Genomic DNA, 21,087 nt, shown 5'->3' with positions numbered 1-21,087 from the left:
CGCTATGGTTGAAATCGAAATAGACGGCCAAAAGGTCGAAGTGTCCGAAGGCAGCATGGTGATCCAGGCAGCCAAGAAAGTCGGCACTTATATCCCGCATTTCTGCTATCACAAGAAATTGTCGATTGCAGCAAACTGTCGCATGTGTCTGGTCGACATCGAGAAAGCGCCGAAGGCCGTGCCGGCCTGCGCTACGCCCGTCGCCGCTGGCATGATCGTGCGCACCAAGTCGGAAAAAGCCATCAAGGCGCAGCAGTCCGTGATGGAGTTCCTGCTGATCAATCACCCCCTGGATTGCCCGATTTGCGATCAGGGTGGCGAATGTCAGTTGCAGGATCTCGCCGTCGGCTACGGCAAGTCCGCCTCCCGATATCAGGAAGAGAAGCGCGTGGTGTTCCACAAGAACGTCGGGCCGCTGATCTCGATGGAGGAGATGACCCGCTGCATCCACTGCACGCGCTGCGTACGGTTTGGTCAGGAAATCGCCGGCATCATGGAGTTTGGCATGCTGGGGCGCGGCGAGCATTCCGAGATCACTTCGTTTGTCGGCAAGACGGTCGATTCCGAGCTGTCCGGCAACGTGATCGATCTGTGCCCGGTCGGCGCGCTCACATCCAAGCCGTTTCGCTACAGCGCGCGGACATGGGAATTGTCTCGCCGCAAGTCGGTCAGCCCGCACGATGGGCTGGGCGCGAATCTGACGGTTCAGGTCAAGAACAACAAGGTGATGCGCGTCGTGCCGCTCGAGAACGAAGCCATCAACGAATGCTGGATTTCGGACAAGGACCGCTTCTCCTACGAAGGTCTCAACAGCGATGAACGCCTGACCAAGCCGATGCTCAAGCAGGGCGGTCAGTGGCATGAGGTCGACTGGCAGACCGCACTCGAATACCTCGGTCATGGGTTGGCCGATATCCAGCGCGAACATGGCAGTGACGGCATCGCGGCTCTCGCGACGCCCCACGCCACGCTGGAAGAGCTTTATCTTCTGCAGAAACTCGTGCGTGGCCTCGGCAGCAGCAACGTCGATTTCAGACTGCGCCAAAGCGATTTTTCCAATCAACTCAAGGGCGCGCCTTGGCTGGGTATGGCGATTGCCGATGTCGAGCGGCTCGACGCCGCCTTCGTGATCGGCTCGTTCCTGCGCAAGGATCATCCGCTGCTCGCCGCCCGCTTGCGTCACGCGGTAAAAAACGGTGGCAAATTGAGCGTACTGCACGCTTGCGACGACGATCCGTTGATTCCGCTGACCGGCAAGATCATCGCCGCGCCGAGCGCATGGGCGAGCGAGCTCGCTGGCGTTGCTGCGGCAGTCGCCGCGGCCAAGGACGTCGCGCTGCCGTCGGCGCTCAGCGATGCAGAGCCCAGCCAGCGTGCACGTCGAATTGCCGATGCGCTGCTCAGTGGCGAGCGCCGGGCCGTGATGCTTGGCAATAGTGCGGTTCAACATCCGCAGTTCGCCCAATTGCATGCGCTTGCGCAATGGATTGCCGAGGCTACTGGCGCAAAACTCGGGTTTCTCACCGAAGCGGCCAACACGGTCGGCGGCTATCTCACGCGCGCCGTGAGTCCGTTGGGCGCGAAGGAACTGCTCGAGAAACCCCGTCAGGCATACGTGCTGCTGCATGCAGAACCCGAATTCGATAGCGCCGATCCTGTGACCACATTGAAGGCGTTGCGCGGCGCGAAAATGGTTGCGGTGCTGTCGCCGTACAAAAATACCGCTGCAGCAGATTACGCCGATGTCCTGTTGCCGGTGGCACCGTTCACGGAGACGGCGGGCACCTTCGTCAATTGCGAGGGCAGCGCGCAGAGCTTCAACGGCGTCGTCCGTCCGTTGGGTGAAACCCGTCCGGCATGGAAAGTATTGCGTGTGCTCGGGAATCTGCTGAAACTTTCCGGGTTTGATTATGAAACGCCGGAGCAGGTGCGCGATGAAGTGCTGTCGGCGATCGACATGAACACCGCGCTGAGCAATGCTACGTCCGCATCCATCGCGGCTACCGCCTCGCAATCCAACGACCTCGAGCGCATCGCCGATGTGCCGATATATCACGCCGATGCGCTGGTGCGGCGGGCGCCCTCGTTGCACCTGACGAACGACGCCCGACGCGCGATGGTTGCATCGTTGCCCGCTGAGTTGTTCGACAGCCTGGGCATCAACGAAGGGGATGCCGTTACAGTGCGCCAAGGCGAGTGCGTGACGACGCTGCCCGCGGCACGGGATGCGGCACTGCCATCCAACACGGTGCGGGTGTCGTCCGCGACGCCGGCTGGAGCGGCACTGGGCCCGATGTTCGGCCAAATCAAGGTGGAGAAGGCGCAATGAGTCTGGTTGACATCATTACATCGCACGGTCAGGAGTGGCTCGGTGCGGCCTGGCCGACGGTGTGGGCACTGGTGCGTATTCTGGTGGTCGCAGTCGTTTTGCTGCTGTGCGTTGCCTATCTGATTCTCTGGGAACGCAAATTGATCGGCTGGATGCATGTGCGGATCGGACCGAACCGAGTCGGGCCGCGAGGGTTGTTGCAACCGATCGCCGACGTTCTGAAATTGTTGCTCAAGGAAGTCATTACGCCGACCCAGGCGACCAAATGGGTCTATGCGATCGCGCCGGTGATGGCCGTGATGCCCGCTTTTGCGATCTGGGCAGTGATTCCATTTCAATCGAAAATGGTGCTGGCCAACATCAACGCCGGGTTGCTGTATGTGCTGGCGATCTCGTCGTTGGGCGTCTACGGTGTGATTCTGGCGGGCTGGTCATCGAACTCGAAGTATGCGTTTATCGGCGCAATGCGGGCTTCGGCGCAGATGATTTCCTACGAAATCGCCATGGGCTTTGCGCTGGTGACCGTGTTGATGACGTCTGGCACGCTGAATCTGTCGGACATCGTCCACTCGCAGGAGCGCGGCATTTTCGCTGGCATGGGTCTGAATCTGCTGTCCTGGAACTGGCTGCCGCTGTTGCCGATGTTCGTCGTGTATTTCGTCTCGGGCATTGCGGAAACCAACCGCCATCCGTTCGACGTGGTCGAGGGCGAATCGGAAATCGTCGCCGGTCATATGATCGAATATTCGGGCATGGGTTTTGCGCTGTTCTTCCTTGCCGAATATATCAACATGATCGTCATTTCGGCGCTGGCCTCGGTACTGTTTCTGGGGGGCTGGAGCGCGCCGTTCGGCTTCCTGTCATTCATTCCGGGTATCTTCTGGTTGGCCTTCAAGGTCTTTCTGTTGCTGTCGGTGTTCATTTGGGTGCGCGCGACCTTTCCGCGTTATCGCTATGACCAAATCATGCGCCTCGGCTGGAAAGTGTTTTTACCCCTGACGATGTTCTGGCTGCTCGTGGTCGGCTTCTGGATCATGTCGCCGTGGAATATCTGGAAGTGATGGGAAAAACTGGGGGAATGCGATGCTGAGCGCAATCAAGAATTTTTTTGGCAGCTTCTTGCTTGTCGAGCTGTTCAAGGGACTGGCCCTGACCGGGCGCTACGCGTTCGCGCGTAAGATCACCGTTCAGTTTCCGGAAGAAAAGACGCCGCTGTCGCCGCGCTTTCGCGGGCTGCATGCATTACGCCGCTACCCCAATGGGGAAGAGCGCTGCATCGCCTGCAAGCTGTGCGAAGCGGTGTGCCCGGCGGTGGCCATCACCATCGAGTCCGACGTGCGGGACGACGGCACGCGCCGCACCACACGTTATGACATCGATCTGACCAAGTGCATTTTCTGCGGCTTCTGCGAGGAAAGCTGTCCGGTGGATTCCATTGTCGAGACCCACATTCTCGAGTATCACGGCGAGAAGCGGGGCGATCTGTACTTCACCAAGGAGATGCTGCTCGCCGTCGGCGACCGGTATGAAAAAGAAATCGCGGCGGCCAGAACGGCCGATGCTCCGTACCGTTGAGATGCAGAACGTCTCACCTTTGGTACTCCGTAGGCTAAGTTCGGTGACAGTCCGGTGATTATGGAATTCACAACCTTTCTCTTCTATGTGTTTGCGCTGATCCTGGTGATCTCGGCCCTCAAGGTCGTGACCGCGCGCAATCCTGTTCAGTCGGCACTCTTTCTGGTGCTGTCGTTCTTCAATGCAGCCGCCATCTGGATGCTGCTGCAGGCCGAGTTTCTGTCGATCATGCTGGTGGTCGTGTACGTCGGCGCGGTCATGGTGCTGTTCCTGTTCGTGGTGATGATGATCGACATCAACATCGACGCGTTACGCCGCGACTTCCGGCGCTTCGTGCCGATGGCGAGCCTGGTCGGCGCGATCATCATCGTCGAGTCGGCCTTGGTGCTGATGCGAGGCTACGGCGCGACCCACGCGCCGGTGCACGCCATGGCAAATTCCGACGTTCCGAATACGCAGGCGTTGGGACGTCTGCTCTACACAAATTACATATTTGCCTTCGAGGTCGCGGGCCTGGTGCTGCTGGTTGCCATCGTGGCGGCGCTTGCCTTGACGATGCGCTCGCGCAAGGATCACAAACAGACCGAGCCGAGCCGTCAAGTGAAGGTGCGCCGCCAGGACCGCGTGCGGCTGGTATCGATGCCGGCGGAAGCGCGGCAAGGCACCGGCGACACGCCGGCATCGGAATAAGGAGGCCCCATGTTGTCGTTGTCGCTTGCGCATTATCTGGTGCTTGGCGCGATTCTGTTCGCCATCAGCATCGTCGGTATTTTCCTGAACCGAAAGAACGTGATTGTGCTGCTGATGGCCATCGAGTTGATGCTGCTCTCGGTCAACCTCAATTTCATCGCGTTCTCTCACTATCTCGGTGACATGGCGGGGCAGGTGTTTGTGTTCTTCATTCTTACGGTCGCGGCGGCGGAAGCCGCCATCGGGCTGGCCATTCTGGTCACTATGTTCCGTAAGCTCGATACGATCAATGTCGAAGATCTCGACCAGCTCAAAGGTTAATAAAAAGCGAACGCTGTTATGGCAACTACACTCAATCCCAACCTGTTGCTCGCGATTCCGCTGGCGCCGCTGGCAGGGGCGGTGTTGGCCGGTCTGTTCGGCAAGCAAATCGGCCGCTCAGGAGCCCACACCGTCACCATCCTTGGCGTGCTGGTCGCTTTCGTCCTATCGGCAATGACCTTTGTCGACGTGCTCAACGGTGCCAGTTTCAACGGCACCATTTACCAATGGGCGCAGATCGGATCGATCAAGTTCGAGGTCGGCTTCCTGGTCGACATCCTTACCGTGATCATGATGTGCGTGGTCAGCTTCGTGTCGCTGATGGTGCACATCTACACCGTTGGTTACATGTCGGACGATCCCGGCTATCAGCGCTTCTTCGCGTATATTTCGTTGTTCACTTTCTCGATGCTGATGCTGGTGATGAGCAACAACTTCCTCCAGCTGTTTTTCGGCTGGGAAGCGGTGGGTCTCGTCTCCTATCTGTTGATCGGTTTCTGGTACACGCGCCCGACGGCAATCTACGCCAACCTGAAAGCCTTTTTGGTCAATCGCGTCGGCGACCTCGGCTTCCTGCTGGGGATCGGCCTGGTGCTGGCCTATACCGGCTCATTGAACTACAGCGACGTATTCGCCAAGGCCAACGATCTGGCGGCGCTGTCGTTTCCCGGCACCGACTGGCATTTGATTACCGTGACCTGCATTTGCCTGTTCATCGGTGCGATGGGTAAGTCGGCGCAATTTCCGCTGCACGTGTGGTTGCCTGACTCGATGGAAGGCCCGACTCCGATTTCCGCACTGATTCACGCGGCCACCATGGTGACCGCGGGCATCTTCATGGTCAGTCGCATGTCGCCGCTGTTCGAGCTCTCCGATACTGCGCTGTCGCTGATCCTCGTCATCGGGGCGATCACGACGTTGTTCATGGGCTTCCTCGGCATGATCCAGAACGACATCAAGCGCGTGATCGCTTACTCGACGCTGTCGCAGCTCGGGTACATGACCGTGGCGCTGGGTGCCTCGGCTTACCCGGTGGCGATGTTCCACCTGATGACGCATGCTTTCTTCAAGGCGTTGCTGTTCCTGGGCGCCGGGTCGGTCATCATCGGCATGCATCACGACCAGGATATCCGTCACATGGGCGGGCTCTACAAATACATGCCCATCACATGGATCACGTCGCTGGTCGGGTCCCTGGCGCTGATTGGTACGCCGTTCTTCGCCGGTTTTTATTCGAAGGACTCGATCATCGAGGCGGTCGCCGCGTCGCACCTGCCTGGCTCGGGTTTCGCTTATTTCGCCGTCGTGGCCAGTGTGTTCGTCACCGCGTTCTACTCGTTCCGCCTGTACTTCCTGGTGTTTCATGGCGAGGAGCGCTTCCGCAAGCTCGCTCATCACCACGACGATCATGCGCATCACGGCGATGACGCGCATCATGGCGCGCACGAGCCTCATGAAACGCCCTGGGTGGTGACCCTGCCGCTGATCCTGCTGGCGATTCCGTCGGTGGTGCTCGGTGCAATTGCCATCAAACCGATGCTGTTCTCCAACCTGTTCCAGCACGGCGTGGCTTTCAAGGATGTCATCTTCATTGCGCCGAACCATCCGGCGATGGCCGCCATTACCGAAGACTTCCACGGTTGGCTGCCGATGGCGCTGCACTCGTTCACCACGCTGCCCGTCTGGTTGTCGATTGCCGGTGTCGTCGTGACCTGGTTCTTCTATCTGAAGCGGCCCGATATTCCGGAGGCCCTCGCGCGGCGCTTCTCGGGCCTGTACAAGCTGCTGGATAACAAGTACTACATGGACAAGATCAATGAAGTGGTGTTCGCCAACGGCGCGCTCAAGATCGGTCGCGGTCTGTGGCGAGGGGGCGACCAAGGGGTGATCGATGGCGCGCTCGTCAATGGCAGCGCCCGGCTGGTTGGCTGGTTTGCCGGTGTCATCCGCTTCATGCAGTCCGGTTATATCTACCACTACGCTTTCGCCATGATTATCGGCATGCTTGGACTCCTGACCTTGTTTGTCACCTTGAGCAAATAAGGGGGAGCAATAACAAATGCAATCGCTACCGCTTCTGAGTCTGGCCATTTGGCTGCCCATCCTGTTCGGCATCGCAGTCCTGGTTGTCGGGTCCGACCGCAACCCCGGCACGGTTCGCACGCTCTCGCTATTGGGCGCCGTGGTGAGTTTCCTGGTTACGCTGCCGCTGATCTCGGGCTACGATCCGTCGACCCCGGCGATGCAGTTCATCGAGCAGACGGCGTGGATTGATCGGTTTCACATCACCTATCACCTCGGCATCGACGGTATTTCGCTGTGGTTGGTGGTGTTGACCGCGCTGATCACCGTGCTCGTGGTGGTCGCAGGATGGGAAGTCATCACGGAGCGGGTCGCCCAGTACATGGCGTCGTTCCTGATTCTTTCCGGTCTCATGATCGGCGTATTCTGCGCGATGGACGGCCTGCTGTTTTACGTCTTCTTCGAGGCCACGCTGATCCCGATGTACATCATCATCGGGGTCTGGGGCGGCCCGAATCGCGTGTATGCGGCGTTCAAGTTCTTCCTGTACACGCTGATGGGCTCGCTGCTGATGCTGGTGGCCCTGATTTATCTGTACAACCAGTCCGGCACTTTCGATTTGGCCACGTGGTACAAGCTGCCGCTGCCGATGAACGTGCAGATATTGCTGTTCATCGCTTTCTTCCTCGCCTTTGCCGTCAAGGTGCCGATGTGGCCGGTTCACACATGGCTGCCGGACGCCCACGTGGAAGCACCGACGGGCGGCTCGGTCGTGCTGGCGGCGATCATGCTCAAGCTCGGCACGTACGGTTTCCTGCGCTTCTCGCTGCCGATCACGCCTGATGCGAGCCACTATCTGTCGGGTTTCATCATCGCCATTTCGCTGATTGCGGTCGTCTACATCGGGCTGGTGGCGCTGGTGCAGACCGATATGAAGAAGCTGGTGGCGTATTCGTCGATCGCCCACATGGGTTTCGTCACGCTCGGCTTTTTCATGTTCAGCGAGATCGGCATGCAAGGCGCGATTGTGCAGATGATTTCCCACGGATTCGTTTCCGGGGCGATGTTCCTGTGCATCGGCGTGATGTATGACCGCTTGCACAGTCGCCAAATCTCCGATTACGGCGGTGTCGTCAACACCATGCCGAAGTTTGCGATGCTGTTCATGCTGTTTGCGATGGCCAATAGCGGTTTGCCTGCCACCTCGGGATTCGTGGGCGAATTCCTGGTGATTCTGGGCGCGGTCAAGTTGAATTTCTGGATCGGATTGCTGGCGGCAACGACATTGATCACCGGCGCCGCTTACTCGCTGTGGATGTACAAGCGCGTGGTGTTCGGCGCGGTGGCCAATGAGCGGGTCGCCGCCATGAAAGATATCGGCGCTCGTGAATTCTTCATGTTGGCGGTACTGGCTGTGCTGGTGTTGTTCATGGGTATTTATCCAAAGACCTTTACCGATACGATGCAATCTTCCGTGGTTAACCTCCTCGCCCACGTGGCGCAATCGAAACTGCCGTAAAAGAGGAGGAGAGAACGATCATGCAAAACCTGAATTTGGCGCCGATCTTGCCGGAGTTTTTCCTGCTGCTCATGATCTTTTTGATCATGATGCTCGACATCTTCATCTCCGACGCTCGCCGCGGCATCACCTATGGCCTGTCTGTCGCGACGACCGCCGTGCTGGCTGTCTGGTACGGCGTGAATACCGGTGACCCCAATTCGCACTATCTGTTCAGCAATCTGTTCGTTGCCGATCCGATGTCGAATCTGCTTAAATCGTTGAGTTGTCTGGCGACAGCCTTGACGTTCGTCTACGGCCGCCGTTATCTCGAGGCACGACAATTGTTCCGCGGGGACTTTTTCGTCCTGAGCCTTTTCTCATTGCTCGGTCTGACGGTCATGATCTCCGGCAACAGCTTCCTGACGCTGTATCTCGGGTTAGAACTGATGTCGTTGTCGCTGTATGCATTGGTGGCTCTTTGGCGCACGTCGCCGCGGGCGACTGAGGCCGGCATGAAATATTACGTGCTGGGTGCATTGGCATCGGGTTTCCTGCTGTACGGCATGTCGATGATGTACGGTGCCACCGGGTCGCTCGAATTGTCGAAAGTCTTCGAAGTCATCGCCTCGGGCGCGGTCAACAAGATCGTGCTGGTGTTCGGCCTCGTATTCATCGTCGCAGGCCTGGCTTTCAAGATTGGCGCGGCGCCATTCCACATGTGGATCCCCGACGTGTATGACGGGGCTCCCACGCCTGTCACGTTGCTGGTTGCGGCTGCCCCCAAGCTCGGCGCCTTTGCCTTGCTGTTGCGCTTGCTGGTCGAGGGTATGTTGCCATTGGCGATCGACTGGCAGCAAATGCTGGTCATCCTCGCGGTATTGTCTCTCGTGGTCGGTAATCTCACCGCGATCGTGCAAACCAGCCTGAAACGGATGCTCGCCTATTCGACGATCTCGCACATGGGGTTCGTGCTGCTCGGCATGCTCTCGGGCGTGGTCGACGGCAAAAGCAATGGCGTGGCCAGCGCATACGGTTCGGCAATGTATTACAGCATCATTTATGTGCTGACCACGCTGGGCACGTTCGGCATCGTCATGCTGCTCTCGCGCCGAGGCTTCGAGGGCAGCGAACTCGACGACCTCAAGGGGCTTAACCAGCGCAGCCCGTGGTTTGCCTTCGTCATGTTGATGCTGATGTTCTCGTTGGCTGGCGTGCCGCCGATGGCGGGGTTCTATGCCAAGCTTGCCGTGCTGCAGGCGGTTGTCAACGCTGGCATGGTCTGGTTGGCGGTGGTCGCGGTGTTGGCTTCGCTGATCGGGGCTTTCTATTATCTGCGCGTGGTCAAGTTGATGTACTTCGACGCACCCACCGACACCGAAGCCCTGCAAAGCACTGGATCGATGCGTGTGCTGCTATCGCTCAACGGCCTGGCGATGCTGTGGTTCGGCGTGCTGCCGGGCTCGTTGATGGAATGGTGCCTGAGGACCATTCACCTCACGCTGATCTCCTGAATACCGGGGCAAGCGTGAGTCTATCTGCGGGCGGATGGTTAGTGATTCTGTTGGCCCTGGTCGGGGCCAACCTGCCGTTTCTCAATCAACGCCTGTTCGCCTTGATACCGCTGGGCGGCATTACGAAGAGCCCCTGGCTGCGGCTTCTTGAGCTGATCGTCGTTTATTTTGTCGTTGGCTTGTTGGCCTGGGTGATCGAAGCGCGCATCGGCAATGTGTTTCATCAGGGCTGGCAGTTCTATGCGGTCACGGCGAGCATGTTTTTGGTCTTGGCGTTTCCTGGTTTCGTTTATCGCTATCTCTGGCGGCACCGTTAATTCAGACTCGACGCTTCTCTCTGTGACGAGACGATCATGCCCGACATCCACTCCCATGAACGCGGGCTAATCGAAACCCGCATCGATGGCGAAACCCTCTTCGAGGGGAACTTCCTGACGCTCAAACGAGATCGCGTGCGCTTGCCGGATGGCAAGGAGGCCACGCGGGAGTTCCTCGAGCATCCTGGCGCGGTGATGGTCATCCCGCTGTTCGACGATGGACAGGTGCTGATGGAGCGGCAGTTCCGGTATCCGCTGCGCCAGGTTATGTGCGAGTTTCCCGCCGGCAAGCTCGATGCCGACGAGTCGCCACTATTCTGCGCCCAGCGCGAACTGCTTGAAGAAACCGGCTATAGCGCCGGTCGCTGGCAGCGCATTACGCGTATCCATCCGGTCATTTCCTACTCCACCGAATTCATCGATATTTTTCTCGCTCGCGATCTGAGCGCGGGCCAGCGACAACTGGACGACGGCGAGTTTCTGGAGACCTTCACGATGCCCGCGACCCAATTGCTCGACTGGGTTCGCTGCGGGCAAGTCAGCGACGTGAAAACGGTCATTGGGGCATTCTGGCTTGAAAAAATTCTTGACGGCCAGTGGTCGCCCGAACCGGACGCCGGATGACGTTGCGTCGTTGGCGGCGGTCGCCGCCCGCGATCGGTCGGGTCCATGGGAGCGGCCACGTTAAAATGACATTTCGGTGATAATGCAACTTTAATCCGTTGATGCGAGCATGAAGGTTCTCGATTTGCGCTGCGCGCACGACCACACTTTCGAAGGCTGGTTTGCCTCGGAGGAAGACTTCGTCGACCAGCAGGCGCGGCATCTTATTACGTGCCCGATGTGCGGCGATGAGGCCGTCACGCGCTTGCCGTCGGCGCCGCGCCTCAACCTGTCGACGCAACGCGACACACAGGCACCCGCGCGCTCTGCCGATGCCGCTCGAAGCGCAGGCGATGCGCGGCAGATCCAGCAGCAATTGCAGCAGTTGTGGCTGCGCGCGGTGCGGCATGTGATGGCCAACAGCGAGGATGTCGGCGAGCGCTTTGCCGAAGAAGCGCGGCGAATCCATTATCAGGAAACACCGGAGCGCAATATTCACGGTGTGGCTTCGCCCGAGGAAGCAGCCGAACTCATCGACGAAGGCATCGAGGTCCTGCCATTGCCGCTGCCCGCCGATTTCAAGGATCGGCTACAGTAATCGGGCCCCAGCCCTTTCGGAGTGACCCAGTGGCTCAGCGGCAAATCGAATTACATTCCCTGGCGCAATTGGTGGGTCAGGAGATCGCGCTCAGCGATTGGCTGACCGTGTCCCAAGCGCTGATCGATGCCTTTGCCGATGTCACTGGCGATCGCCAATGGATTCATGTCGATCCGGCGCGAGCGCGACGGGAGTCTCCATTCGGAGGTACGATCGCACACGGTTTTCTGACGCTAGCGCTACTCCCGGCACAGCTTGACCGGCTGGTCGCTATCCGCGATGCCCGAATGACGGTCAACTACGGCCTGAACCGGGTTCGCTTCCCGGCGCCGGTGCTTGTCGATAGCCGTATCCGTGTTCATTTGCACCTGCAGTCCGTCGAACTCATCGAATTGCCCGAGCGAACTTTTCAGGTCGTCTGGCGTGCTGAGTTCGAGGCCCAGGGCGCGCCCAAATCCGTATGCGTGGCCGAACTGATTGTTCGCTATTACCCGGCTGCAGCCTGACTCTTCCCGGGCTTCTGTGTCATAACGAGACGTCCGCGACATCCGCCTCCGTTACGGTTTGTTTCAGTAAGTCGATCGCGGCTTGCACGTCCTGATCGGATGCCAGCATCGGGCTTTGTGCAATAGGCTCGCCGTTACGCGCTTTCAGAATGAAGTAGTGTCGCCCGGCAGTTGAAATCCTGCGTTCGTAACGGCCGCTTTCCAAAGCATTTTTGCGTACCGACGCGATCCCGTTGCGTGCAGATGCGCGTGCCTTGTAGTTTGCACTCGATACGATGATCTGTCCCTGGCTCGACACGAGGCGGAAGGTGAAGTCGCCGTTGGCGGCGCGTCTGAGTTCGAAGGTTCCCGACATAAGTCCGTCTGTGAATCGTCAAATCCCAGGCCGCTCGGCTGCTGGGGGCTGCGAAAACAGTCCCCAGCTTAGCATCGGCATGTGGCTTGGCAGGCCGCTAAAATGTTTCCTTTTGTAAAGATAATGCCAGGCCTCGCAAGTGCCCCGGGCGCCATTCAGCGGCGCGCGTATTGGGTTGCGCCAAACAGGATTTCCCTGGCTTTGTCATCCTGCAAAGCCTTGCGCGCATCGGCCAGCACTTTAACGCCGCGCTGCACCGCCGGGCGGGCTTCGATGATGTCGAACCATCGTTTGACGTTGGCGAAATCCTCCAGCTCGACGCCCTGGTTTTTCCAGGAGCGCAGCCACGGCCAGATGGCCATATCGGCAATCGTGTAAGTGTCGCCCGCCACGTAGGGCACCTCCCCCAGACGTTTATCGAGTATGCCGTAGAGGCGCTTGGCCTCATTGGTGTAACGATTGACCGCGTAGTCGATTTTCTCCGGCGCATAAATGCGGAAATGGTGGGCCTGTCCCAACATCGGTCCGACGCCCCCCATTTGGAACATCAGCCACTGCAGCGTCTCATATTTGCCGCGTACGTCGGCGGGCAGAAATTTGCCGGTTTTGCCGGCAAGGTATAGCAAAATCGCGCCGGATTCGAAAATCGAGATCGGTTTGCCGTCCGGACCATCAGGATCGACGATAGCGGGAATTTTGTTGTTAGGTGAAATCGCCAGAAACTCGGGCTTGAATTGATCTCCCGCGCCGATATCGATCCCATGCACCCGGTAGGGCAATCCGCATTCCTCCAGCATGATATGCACTTTATGGCCATTGGGCGTGGCCCAGGAATAGAGCTCAATCAATTGAACCTCCTTGAATTTTTCAGCGTCGGGGCGGGAGTTTGACCTGCGCGTCGCGCCACGGCGAATCGCAAGACAGTCACGGTGCCGGATGGGCCGTGTGCAGAAAATTACACCACAGAAACACCACCCGTGCAGGGCGCCGCGTCGGGCGCGCGTTTCCATCGGGCGAGGGGGGTAAGCGGTGCAGGGAGGTTCGCCGCGAGCTCAACGCGTGCGGTGGCGGAGATATTCCTGGAACATGGTTTCCATGATGGTCTGTCGCATGTCGCGATGCAGCGGCGCTGGCGGCGAAAAATTCAGCATCCGCACGACCCAGTCGTGGGGCGCTTCACCCACGTCCAGCGCATTGATGCAACCGGCTGCCTGTGCCAATTGACCGATGAACAGGCGTTGCGTCGGATGGATCGCATGCGAAAGGATTACGCGATTGACGCCGCCGTGCAGCACCAGCAGCACGGTGTCCCAGTGCGGATCGGCGCGCAGCTTGGCGATCGACGGCAAAATCCGGTCCAGCAGTTGGCCGACCGTTTCGCCGCCCAGGAAGCGGCGATCTTCCGGGGCAACGCCGTCGAACGCGCCGACGAATGCCGCATGGATATCCTGCGGGGCAATCTCGGAGAGCCGGCCGCCGCGGATTTCCTGCCATTCCGGCCAGGACTCGAGCGCGATGTCCTGGCCGATTTCAGCAAGCACGTGTTGGGCCGTTTCGATCGTGCGGGGTAAGCCGCTGACGATGACACGATCGAAGCGAATCGCCTGCGCGGCAAACAGCTCGCCGGCGGCGCGGGCCTGCGCACGGCCGGTGGCATTGAGGGGAACGCTCTCCGGCACGATGGGCTTGCCGCTGTCGTCGAAATAAGTCACCGCGCCATGTCGCATCAGATAAATGCGGCGACGCCTGGGCGGCGCGTAAGCCTCGGCATCGAGCGGCACGCCCGAATTCGTCAATGGAGTCTTCGTCATTTGTATTGCGCCGGACGCTTTTCCAGGAATGCGCTGATGCCCTCCAGACCGTCGCGATGTTGCAGCGCCTCGATGAAATTATCGCGCTCGAGCTCCAACTGCTGGCGCAGGGTGTTGGCGGGCCCCGCCTCGATCAGCGCCTTGATGCGGCCGAGCGCATGAGGCGACAACTGGCTTAGCTGTTCGGCCCACGCCAGCGCCGCATCGCGCGCCTCGCCGGGCTTGACCACGCGATTGACCAAGCCGGCGCCAGCCATCCGCTGTGCGTCGATGGCCTTGCCCTCGAGCAGGATCTCGGTGGCCAATTGGCGCGGCAGCGCGGTGCTGAGAAACCAGGAGCCGCCGCCGTCCGGCGTCAGAGCAACCTTGGCGTATGCCATGACGAATTTGGCGTTATCGGCGGCAACCAGCAAATCGCAGGCCAGCGCCAGCGAAAAGCCGGCACCTGCGGCGGCGCCTTCGACCGCGCAGATCACCGGCTTGGGGCAGGTGCGGATGGCCTCAACCCATTCGGCCAGCCGATTGATGCTTTCGGCCTGCACCGACTTGTCCTTGGCGCGATTTTCCAGCAGGCGGTTCAGGTTGCCGCCCGCGCAAAAGAAATTATCGGCCCCGGTCAGTACGATCGCTCGCACCGACGCGTCGCGCTCGGCGGTGACGATCGCTTCGATGCCGGCCGCATACATGCTGGGATGCAGGGCATTGCGCGCTCCCGGGTTGGACAGCGTCAGGACCAGGGTCTGATCGACCCGTTCAGCCAGCAGTTCGGCGCTCATATCAGCTCTCTTCGGTCAGTAGCGAAACGCCGAGCTGCGCGCGGCGGGTCAACCAGGGCGACGGCCGGTAACGCGGGTCGCCGTAGAAACCCTGCATATTGCGCAGGATCGTCACGATTTCGCCAGCGCCGAGAGCATCGCCAAGGGCCAGCGGGCCGCGCGGATAACCGAGCCCAAGGGTGACGGCCCGGTCGATATCCTGTGCCGACGCAATCTGTTGTTGAGCGATATCGCAACCGATGTTGACGATCGTCGCCACCATGCGTTGCGCAACGAACCCGGCCGAATCGCGAATCACGCTGACAGGCACGCCATCCTTGGCAAACAGTGCATGCGCTGCGTCGCGCACCTCGGGACACGTGACCGGCGTGGTCATCAGGGTGCGACGCTTGGCCTCGAGCAACGGAAACAGCGTGTCGAGCGCGACGGTACGCTGCGCATCCAGTTGCTGTTCGACCGCGCAGGTGGTGGCGTCCAGCCCCAGCGGCGTAACGATGATAAGCGCATCGTCCGCGGGGCGCTCGCCTTGATCAATGGTGGCGCCAAGCTTGCCGAGCAACTGCATCGTTGCCTCGTGAGCGCGCGCGTCGGCGCGGCTGACCCAAACGCGTGTCGGCTGCACGCCAGGCACCGGCGCCTCTGCCGGCACCTGCTGTTTGCCGTCGACATAGCGGTAGAACCCTTCACCCGCCTTGCGTCCGACCAGGCCGCCGGCCAGACGTACCGCGGTGATCGGCGACGGACGGAAGCGGGCCTCCTCATAGAATTGATGATAGATCGACTCCATCACCGGATGCGAGACATCGAGCGCCGTGAGGTCGAGCAGCTCGAACGGGCCGAGCCGGAAACCCGCCTGCTCACGCATGATGCGGTCGACCGTGGCAAAGTCTGCGATGCCCTCGCTGGCCACGCGCAGCCCTTCGGTATTCATGCCGCGCCCGGCGTGGTTGACGATGAATCCCGGCATATCCTTGGCGCGCACAGGCGTATGGCCGAGCGTGCGGGTGAGAGCCATCAGGGCGTCGCCGACGGCGCGCTCGGTGCGCAGGCCGTCGATGACTTCCACCACTTTCATCAGCGGCACCGGGTTGAAGAAGTGATAGCCAGCGACCCGCTCAGGCTTGGCGCACGCCGCGGCAATCGCCGTGATCGACAACGACGACGTATTGGAGGCCAGGACGCAGTCGTGCGCAACGATGCCTTCCAATTGCTTGAACAGATCGCGCTTGACGTTAAGGCGCTCGACGATGGCCTCGATCACCAGCTGGCAGCCGGCCAGTTCGGTGAGCTGGGTGCACGGATGCAGGCGTTCGAGCGCGGCCTTGGCCTGTTCGGGAGTCACTTTGCCCTTGGCCGCCAGTTTGTCGAGCGTATCTCGCAGGGCGCCAAGGGCCGCGTCGACAGCCGCCGGATTGGCGTCGTAAAGCTTCACGGTGAGCCCGGCTTGTGCGGCGATTTGGGCAATACCGCGCCCCATGGCGCCGGTGCCGACGAGCCCCAGCGTTTGAATGGCATTAGAGGGAGAACTCATGATGTGCGACTACGGAGGAGGTTAGAATCGGTCAATTGTTCGATTCTATCGTGGCTGGCTCGACCTGTGGCCGGTGTTTCCACCCTGCGGAACGGCCGGCGCCCCTGTCCTGGAGACAATATGCTAAAACTATGTGGCTTTGCCCTCAGCAACTATTACAACAAGGTCAAGATGGTACTGCTCGAGAAGGGGGTGCCATTCGAAGAGTCGTTTGCCTACCCGAGTCAGGACGAGGCATTCCTGGCCCGTTCGCCGCTTGGCAAGGTGCCGTTTTTCGAGACGGCGCAAGGTCCGTTATGCGAATCGCAGCCGATGATCGAATATCTGGAGGCGCTTCACCCGGAGCGCCCGGTGTATTCGCGCGATCCATTCATCGCCGCCAAGCAGCGCGAGCTGATCGTCTTTCTCGAACTGCACCTGGAATTGGTGGCCCGCGAGCTTTATCCGCAGGCGTTCTTTGGCGGCACGGTGAGCGAGAGCGCTCAGGCGCGCGTGCGCAAGCGCCTGGAGCGCCATATCACGGCGTTCCGGCAAGTGGCCAAATTCGATCCGTATCTGGCGGGGGGCGAATTCAGTGCGGCCGACTGCGCGGCGTTCGTGCATTTGCCGGTGATTGGCCTGGCAACCCAGCAGATCTATGGCAGCGATCTGCTCATCGAGCACGGCATCGACTGGAAGGGGTACGTCAAGACGATCGGCGAGCGGCCGTCGGCGCAGCGCGTGACGGCTGATCGCAAGGCCTACATCGCGCAGCAAGCCAAGCGCTAGATCCTGGCGAGCCGGGTCAGCGCCTGCTCGAGCGTGGCGTCCTGCTTGGCGAAACAAAACCGGACCACGCCGGATTCGTGCGGCGCATGATAGAACGCCGACACCGGGATGGCGGCGACGCCGATTTCGGTCGTCAGCCATGCGGCGAATTCGGCCTCGGTCTGATCGCTGATCGCGCTGTAGTCCACGCACTGAAAATAAGTGCCTTCGCATGGCAGCAGCTTGAAGCGCGTGTTGGCCAGGCCGGCGCGAAACAGATCCCGCTTTCTCTGATAAAAAGCCGGCAGGTCGAGGTACGGGGCGGGATCTTCCATGTAACGCGCCAACCCGTGCTGCATCGGCGTGTTCACGGTAAATACGTTGAACTGATGGACTTTGCGGAATTCGGCGCTCAACGGCGCCGGTGCCGCGACGTAACCGACTTTCCAGCCGGTCACGTGGTAGGTCTTGCCGAAGCTCGACACGACGAAGCTGCGCCGGGCCAGCTCGGGGTGGCGCAACACGCTCTCATGGCGTTGCCCGTCGTAGACCATGTGTTCGTAGACTTCGTCGGACAACAGCAGGATATCGGTGTCGCGCACCAGCTCGGCGAGTTGCTGCATGTCGCCGGCATGCCAGACGGTACCGCTCGGGTTATGCGGCGTATTGAGCAAAATGAGTCGCGTGCGCGGCGTGATGGCCGCGGCCAGGCGATCGAACGGAATGCGGTATTCGGGCGCCTCCAGCGTGATGAAAACCGGCTTGCCGCCGGCGAGTTCGATCGACGGGACGTAGCTGTCATAGGTAGGTTCGAAAACGATCACCTCGTCGCCGGGGTGCACGCAGCAAAGAATCGCCGTGAGCAGCGCCTGCGTGGCGCCGGCCGTGATAGTGATTTCTTCTCCCCAATCGAGCTGCGTGCCATACAGGGCCTGAATCTTGGCGGCGATGGCTTGACGCAGGGCGGGCACCCCCGCCATCGGCGGATATTGATTATGGCCCTGTCGCATGGCGTCTGCGACTGCGTCCAGAATGCGGCTGTCGCAGTCGAAGTCGGGGAACCCCTGTCCCAGATTGACCGCTCCCCGTTCCGTCGCCAATGCCGACATGACAGTGAAGATCGTGGTACCCACATTGGGCAGGCGCGAAGCAATCTGAGGCAGGTCGAGGGCGGCGTTCATGGTCACGGGCGGCAGGACGTAAGCGATCGATGGGTAACGGGCGCCGTCGAGTCGGCGGCGCGGACTTCGGATTATTTTACTCTGGCATGCCCGGCGGCGCGGGCAGCGCTCCGAGCCGCGAGAAAGTTGCCGCGGTCACGATCTGGAAACCGAAGTCGCGGGCAATGCGCGGCTTGAGTCTGAGCAGTGCCTTGTCTTTGCTGATCAACCAGTGGGCCGCGCCGTCGCGGGCCAGTTCGAGGAATTTCTGATCGTCCGGATCGCGGCACTGCGGCAGGGCGCGGAGTGCCGCGCCATCGGCGGGGCCGTCGAGCCGTCGCGTGTGACGGTCGACCCAGGCGAGCGCCTGCGCGATGTCGACCGTGCGTGCGGCGAATTGCGGGTAGGCGAGCACATGCTCGAGTTCAGCGCGGCAGGGCGGGCTGATGATCGCGTCGAGCGCCCCATCCAGCAAAGCGTCGCGGATCGCGCGACTGTCCTGGTCGTCGAACACGAGAATATCGATCCAGACATTCGAGTCGATCACGCACCGTGCCGGCTTGGGCAGGGCCTGGGCGTATTCTCGCAGGCGCGACATTTCCGCCGGCATGGGCGGAGCAAAGATCATGGGCATTGGCTAAAATGCGGAGCGGAAATAAACGGCGTTGCCGCGGTGTTTATACATATGTCGGGTCGCCGTCGTATTACGTCGTATTACGCAGTCAAGCAACAGAAAAGAGAAAAAACCGCTCCCATGATAATCGTTCTATCGCCGGCCAAGTCGCTCGATTACGACACGCCGCCTCACACCGACCGCTACACCCTGCCGCAATTCATCCCGCAGGCGCAGAAACTGATCGATACGCTGCGTCCGCTCGCGCCGGCTCAAGTGGCGACATTGATGAGCATTTCGGATCCGCTGGCGGCCCTCAACGTCCAGCGTTACGCCGACTGGTCGCCGCAATTCAGTCCGCAAAACGCCAAGCAGGCGATCCTGGCGTTCAATGGCGACGTGTATGAGGGGCTCGATGCGAAGTCGATGACGGACAAGCAGATCGAGTTCGCACAGCGCCACGTTCGAATCCTGTCCGGACTGTATGGCCTGTTGCGCCCGCTCGATTTGCTGCAGCCTTATCGCCTGGAAATGGGCACGCGCCTGCACAATGACAAAGGCCGCGACCTGTATGCGTACTGGGGCGAACAGATCACTCAGGCGCTCAACGCGCAACTGGCCGAGGAGCCGCTCAAAAGCCGCGTGCTGGTGAATCTGGCGTCGGAAGAATACTTCAAATCCGTCAAGCGCCGCCTGGTGCAGGCACCGATCGTTACGCCGGTATTCGAGGATTGGAAGAATGGCAAATACAAGATCATCAGCTTCTACGCCAAGCGCGCGCGCGGCTTGATGGCGCGCTATGCGATCAAGCATGGGGTGCGCGACGTGCAGCGCCTGAAGCAGTTCGACAGCGAGGGGTACACTTTCGCCGAAGACGTTTCATCCGACGCGATCTGGGTATTTCGTCGTAAGCTGGCGTAAGGCGCGGGCCCCGCGCGCAACCATGGGATTGACCTGACATGACACTGAAAATCAGCCAGCACTTCGACGCGGGTGCGATCGAGGTCATTACATGCCGGCAAGCCGACGATATCCACGTGCGCATTCGCAAGGACTCGCACGCGGCGTTTGCCCAATGGTTCTATTTCCGCCTGCAGGGGGCTGTCGGCCAGGCCTGTCGCATTCACTTCGATAACGCCGCACAGTGCACCTTTGCGGAGGGTTGGCGCGATTATCGGGCAGTCGCGTCATACGATCGGGTCAATTGGTTTCGGGTGCCGACGACGTTCGATGGCCAGGTGATGGTGATCGACCATTGCCCGGCGCACGATAGCGTGTATTACGCCTATTTCGAGCCGTACAGCGAGGAGCGTCATTTGGCGCTGGTCGGTACCGCACAGAATTCTCCGCTGGTGCGGGCGACCGATCTCGGCAGTTCGGTCGACGGCCGGGATATCAGTCTGCTGACGGTCGGCTCGGCCGGTCCGGCGAAGCAGAAAATCTGGATCATTGCACGCCAGCATCCGGGCGAGACGATGGCCGAATGGTTCGTCGAGGGCATGTTGCGCCGCCTGATCGGCGCCGGCGACTGGGCGGGTGATTCGGTGGCGCGAGCACTGCTCGAGCGCGCGGTGTTTTACGTGGTTCCGAATATGAACCCAGACGGCGCGGCGCGGGGCAATCTGCGGACCAATGCCGCTGGCGCCAATCTCAATCGCGAGTGGCAGGCTCCCGACCCGGTGCGCAGCCCCGAAGTGTGGCATGTGCGTGAGGCGATCCACGCAGCCGGCTGCGATATGTTCTTCGATATCCACGGCGACGAGGCGTTGCCCTATGTCTTCGTCGCCGGCAACGAAATGCTGCCTGGATTTACGCCGACGCAGGAAGCGGCGCAGCGATCGTTCATCGAGCACTTCAAGCAGGCCAGCCCGGATTTTCAGGATCAGTACGGTTACGCAGCAGGCAAATACCAGGAAGAGGCGCTCAAGCTGGCCTCCAAATATATGTCGCACCGATTCGGTTGCCTCTCGCTGACGCTGGAAATGCCGTTCAAGGACAACGCCAATCTGCCTGATGCGCGGGTCGGCTGGAGCGGCGCGCGCAGCGCCGCGCTCGGCGCTGCGATGCTCGAGGCGATTTGCCGTCAGGTCATGGCCGTGCGGGATTGAGCCCGCGCCTCCG

22 protein-coding genes are annotated in these 21,087 nt (G+C 60.4%); 15 read left to right on the top strand and 7 right to left on the bottom strand.

Annotated features, from left to right (window positions below; genetic code table 11):
- The first annotated feature begins 4 nt into the window (after positions 1 to 4).
- The 12 genes from nuoG to PATSB16_RS12190 all read left to right on the top strand — a co-directional run bounded on the left by nuoG (position 5) and on the right by PATSB16_RS12190 (position 11,973).
- The gene (nuoG, locus tag PATSB16_RS12245) at positions 5 to 2,329 is read left to right on the top strand and encodes an NADH-quinone oxidoreductase subunit NuoG (RefSeq protein WP_047214399.1); all 2,325 of its coding nucleotides are present in this window, start codon (positions 5 to 7) and stop codon (positions 2,327 to 2,329) included.
- A complete protein-coding gene (gene nuoH / locus PATSB16_RS12240; protein WP_047214398.1) occupies positions 2,326 to 3,390 on the top strand; it encodes an NADH-quinone oxidoreductase subunit NuoH in 1,065 nt (354 codons plus the stop codon). Before nuoG ends, nuoH begins: the two co-directional genes overlap by 4 nt.
- Before the next feature lie 25 nt (positions 3,391 to 3,415).
- Positions 3,416 to 3,904 (top strand): NADH-quinone oxidoreductase subunit NuoI, encoded by a 489-nt coding sequence (gene nuoI / locus PATSB16_RS12235; protein WP_206093701.1) that lies wholly within the window; start codon positions 3,416 to 3,418, stop codon positions 3,902 to 3,904.
- A 60-nt stretch (positions 3,905 to 3,964) separates the two neighbouring features.
- A complete protein-coding gene (locus PATSB16_RS12230; protein ID WP_047214396.1) occupies positions 3,965 to 4,594 on the top strand; it encodes an NADH-quinone oxidoreductase subunit J in 630 nt (209 codons plus the stop codon).
- A gap of 9 nt (positions 4,595 to 4,603) precedes the next feature.
- Positions 4,604 to 4,915: an NADH-quinone oxidoreductase subunit NuoK gene (nuoK, locus tag PATSB16_RS12225; protein WP_206093647.1), complete on the top strand. Its 312-nt coding sequence runs from the start codon at positions 4,604 to 4,606 to the stop codon at positions 4,913 to 4,915.
- An 18-nt stretch (positions 4,916 to 4,933) separates the two neighbouring features.
- Positions 4,934 to 6,958, top strand: coding sequence for an NADH-quinone oxidoreductase subunit L (gene nuoL / locus PATSB16_RS12220; protein WP_047214395.1), 2,025 nt, complete (start codon positions 4,934 to 4,936; stop codon positions 6,956 to 6,958).
- A gap of 16 nt (positions 6,959 to 6,974) precedes the next feature.
- Entirely contained in the window at positions 6,975 to 8,456 is a 1,482-nt protein-coding gene (locus tag PATSB16_RS12215) for an NADH-quinone oxidoreductase subunit M (protein WP_047214394.1), read from the top strand.
- Positions 8,457 to 8,476: 20 nt separating this feature from the next.
- Complete coding sequence (gene nuoN, locus PATSB16_RS12210; protein ID WP_047214393.1) at positions 8,477 to 9,949, top strand: NADH-quinone oxidoreductase subunit NuoN; 1,473 nt, start codon at positions 8,477 to 8,479, stop codon at positions 9,947 to 9,949.
- Positions 9,910 to 10,266, top strand: coding sequence for a DUF2818 family protein (locus PATSB16_RS12205; protein ID WP_047214392.1), 357 nt, complete (start codon positions 9,910 to 9,912; stop codon positions 10,264 to 10,266). Before nuoN ends, PATSB16_RS12205 begins: the two co-directional genes overlap by 40 nt.
- A 36-nt stretch (positions 10,267 to 10,302) precedes the next feature.
- Positions 10,303 to 10,890 (top strand): NUDIX domain-containing protein, encoded by a 588-nt coding sequence (locus PATSB16_RS12200; protein ID WP_047214391.1) that lies wholly within the window; start codon positions 10,303 to 10,305, stop codon positions 10,888 to 10,890.
- A 109-nt stretch (positions 10,891 to 10,999) separates the two neighbouring features.
- Positions 11,000 to 11,467, top strand: coding sequence for a DUF1178 family protein (locus PATSB16_RS12195; RefSeq protein ID WP_047214390.1), 468 nt, complete (start codon positions 11,000 to 11,002; stop codon positions 11,465 to 11,467).
- A 29-nt stretch (positions 11,468 to 11,496) separates the two neighbouring features.
- Entirely contained in the window at positions 11,497 to 11,973 is a 477-nt protein-coding gene (locus PATSB16_RS12190; RefSeq protein WP_237170229.1) for a MaoC family dehydratase, read from the top strand.
- Between the two features lie 19 nt (positions 11,974 to 11,992).
- On the opposite strand, the gene PATSB16_RS12185 is transcribed toward PATSB16_RS12190, so the two are convergent.
- The 5 genes from PATSB16_RS12185 to PATSB16_RS12165 form a co-directional block, all read right to left on the bottom strand.
- On the bottom strand, positions 11,993 to 12,328 hold the full coding sequence (locus PATSB16_RS12185; RefSeq protein WP_047214389.1) for a YegP family protein: 336 nt from the start codon (positions 12,326 to 12,328) through the stop codon (positions 11,993 to 11,995).
- A gap of 155 nt (positions 12,329 to 12,483) precedes the next feature.
- Entirely contained in the window at positions 12,484 to 13,176 is a 693-nt protein-coding gene (locus tag PATSB16_RS12180; protein ID WP_047214388.1) for a glutathione S-transferase N-terminal domain-containing protein, read from the bottom strand.
- A 204-nt stretch (positions 13,177 to 13,380) separates the two neighbouring features.
- The gene (locus PATSB16_RS12175; RefSeq protein WP_047214387.1) at positions 13,381 to 14,139 is read right to left on the bottom strand and encodes a histidine phosphatase family protein; all 759 of its coding nucleotides are present in this window, start codon (positions 14,137 to 14,139) and stop codon (positions 13,381 to 13,383) included.
- Positions 14,136 to 14,915, bottom strand: a complete 780-nt coding sequence (locus PATSB16_RS12170; protein WP_047214386.1) for an oxepin-CoA hydrolase, alternative type — start codon at positions 14,913 to 14,915, stop codon at positions 14,136 to 14,138. Before PATSB16_RS12170 ends, PATSB16_RS12175 begins: the two co-directional genes overlap by 4 nt.
- Position 14,916: 1 nt before the next feature.
- Complete coding sequence (locus PATSB16_RS12165; protein WP_047214385.1) at positions 14,917 to 16,446, bottom strand: 3-hydroxyacyl-CoA dehydrogenase; 1,530 nt, start codon at positions 16,444 to 16,446, stop codon at positions 14,917 to 14,919.
- Positions 16,447 to 16,566: 120 nt separating this feature from the next.
- Here PATSB16_RS12165 and PATSB16_RS12160 point away from each other — a divergent pair, with 120 nt between their 5' ends.
- Positions 16,567 to 17,214, top strand: a complete 648-nt coding sequence (locus PATSB16_RS12160; protein ID WP_047214384.1) for a glutathione S-transferase family protein — start codon at positions 16,567 to 16,569, stop codon at positions 17,212 to 17,214.
- On the opposite strand, the gene PATSB16_RS12155 is transcribed toward PATSB16_RS12160, so the two are convergent.
- Positions 17,211 to 18,374: a pyridoxal phosphate-dependent aminotransferase gene (locus tag PATSB16_RS12155; RefSeq protein ID WP_047214383.1), complete on the bottom strand. Its 1,164-nt coding sequence runs from the start codon at positions 18,372 to 18,374 to the stop codon at positions 17,211 to 17,213. The two genes, PATSB16_RS12160 and PATSB16_RS12155, sit on opposite strands and share 4 nt — an antisense overlap.
- Before the next feature lie 76 nt (positions 18,375 to 18,450).
- Entirely contained in the window at positions 18,451 to 18,951 is a 501-nt protein-coding gene (locus PATSB16_RS12150; RefSeq protein ID WP_047216519.1) for a putative toxin-antitoxin system toxin component, PIN family, read from the bottom strand.
- A gap of 156 nt (positions 18,952 to 19,107) precedes the next feature.
- On the opposite strand from PATSB16_RS12150, the gene yaaA reads away from it, so the two are divergent.
- Together yaaA and PATSB16_RS12140 are read left to right on the top strand one after the other, a co-directional pair.
- Complete coding sequence (gene yaaA / locus PATSB16_RS12145) at positions 19,108 to 19,887, top strand: peroxide stress protein YaaA (RefSeq protein ID WP_047216518.1); 780 nt, start codon at positions 19,108 to 19,110, stop codon at positions 19,885 to 19,887.
- A 38-nt stretch (positions 19,888 to 19,925) separates the two neighbouring features.
- Complete coding sequence (locus PATSB16_RS12140; RefSeq protein WP_047214382.1) at positions 19,926 to 21,074, top strand: M14 family metallopeptidase; 1,149 nt, start codon at positions 19,926 to 19,928, stop codon at positions 21,072 to 21,074.
- Positions 21,075 to 21,087: the final 13 nt, after the last annotated feature.

Source organism: Pandoraea thiooxydans, from assembly GCF_001931675.1.
Classification (GTDB): Bacteria; Pseudomonadota; Gammaproteobacteria; order Burkholderiales; family Burkholderiaceae; genus Pandoraea; species Pandoraea thiooxydans.
This window is presented reverse-complemented; position numbering and strand designations above follow the sequence as displayed.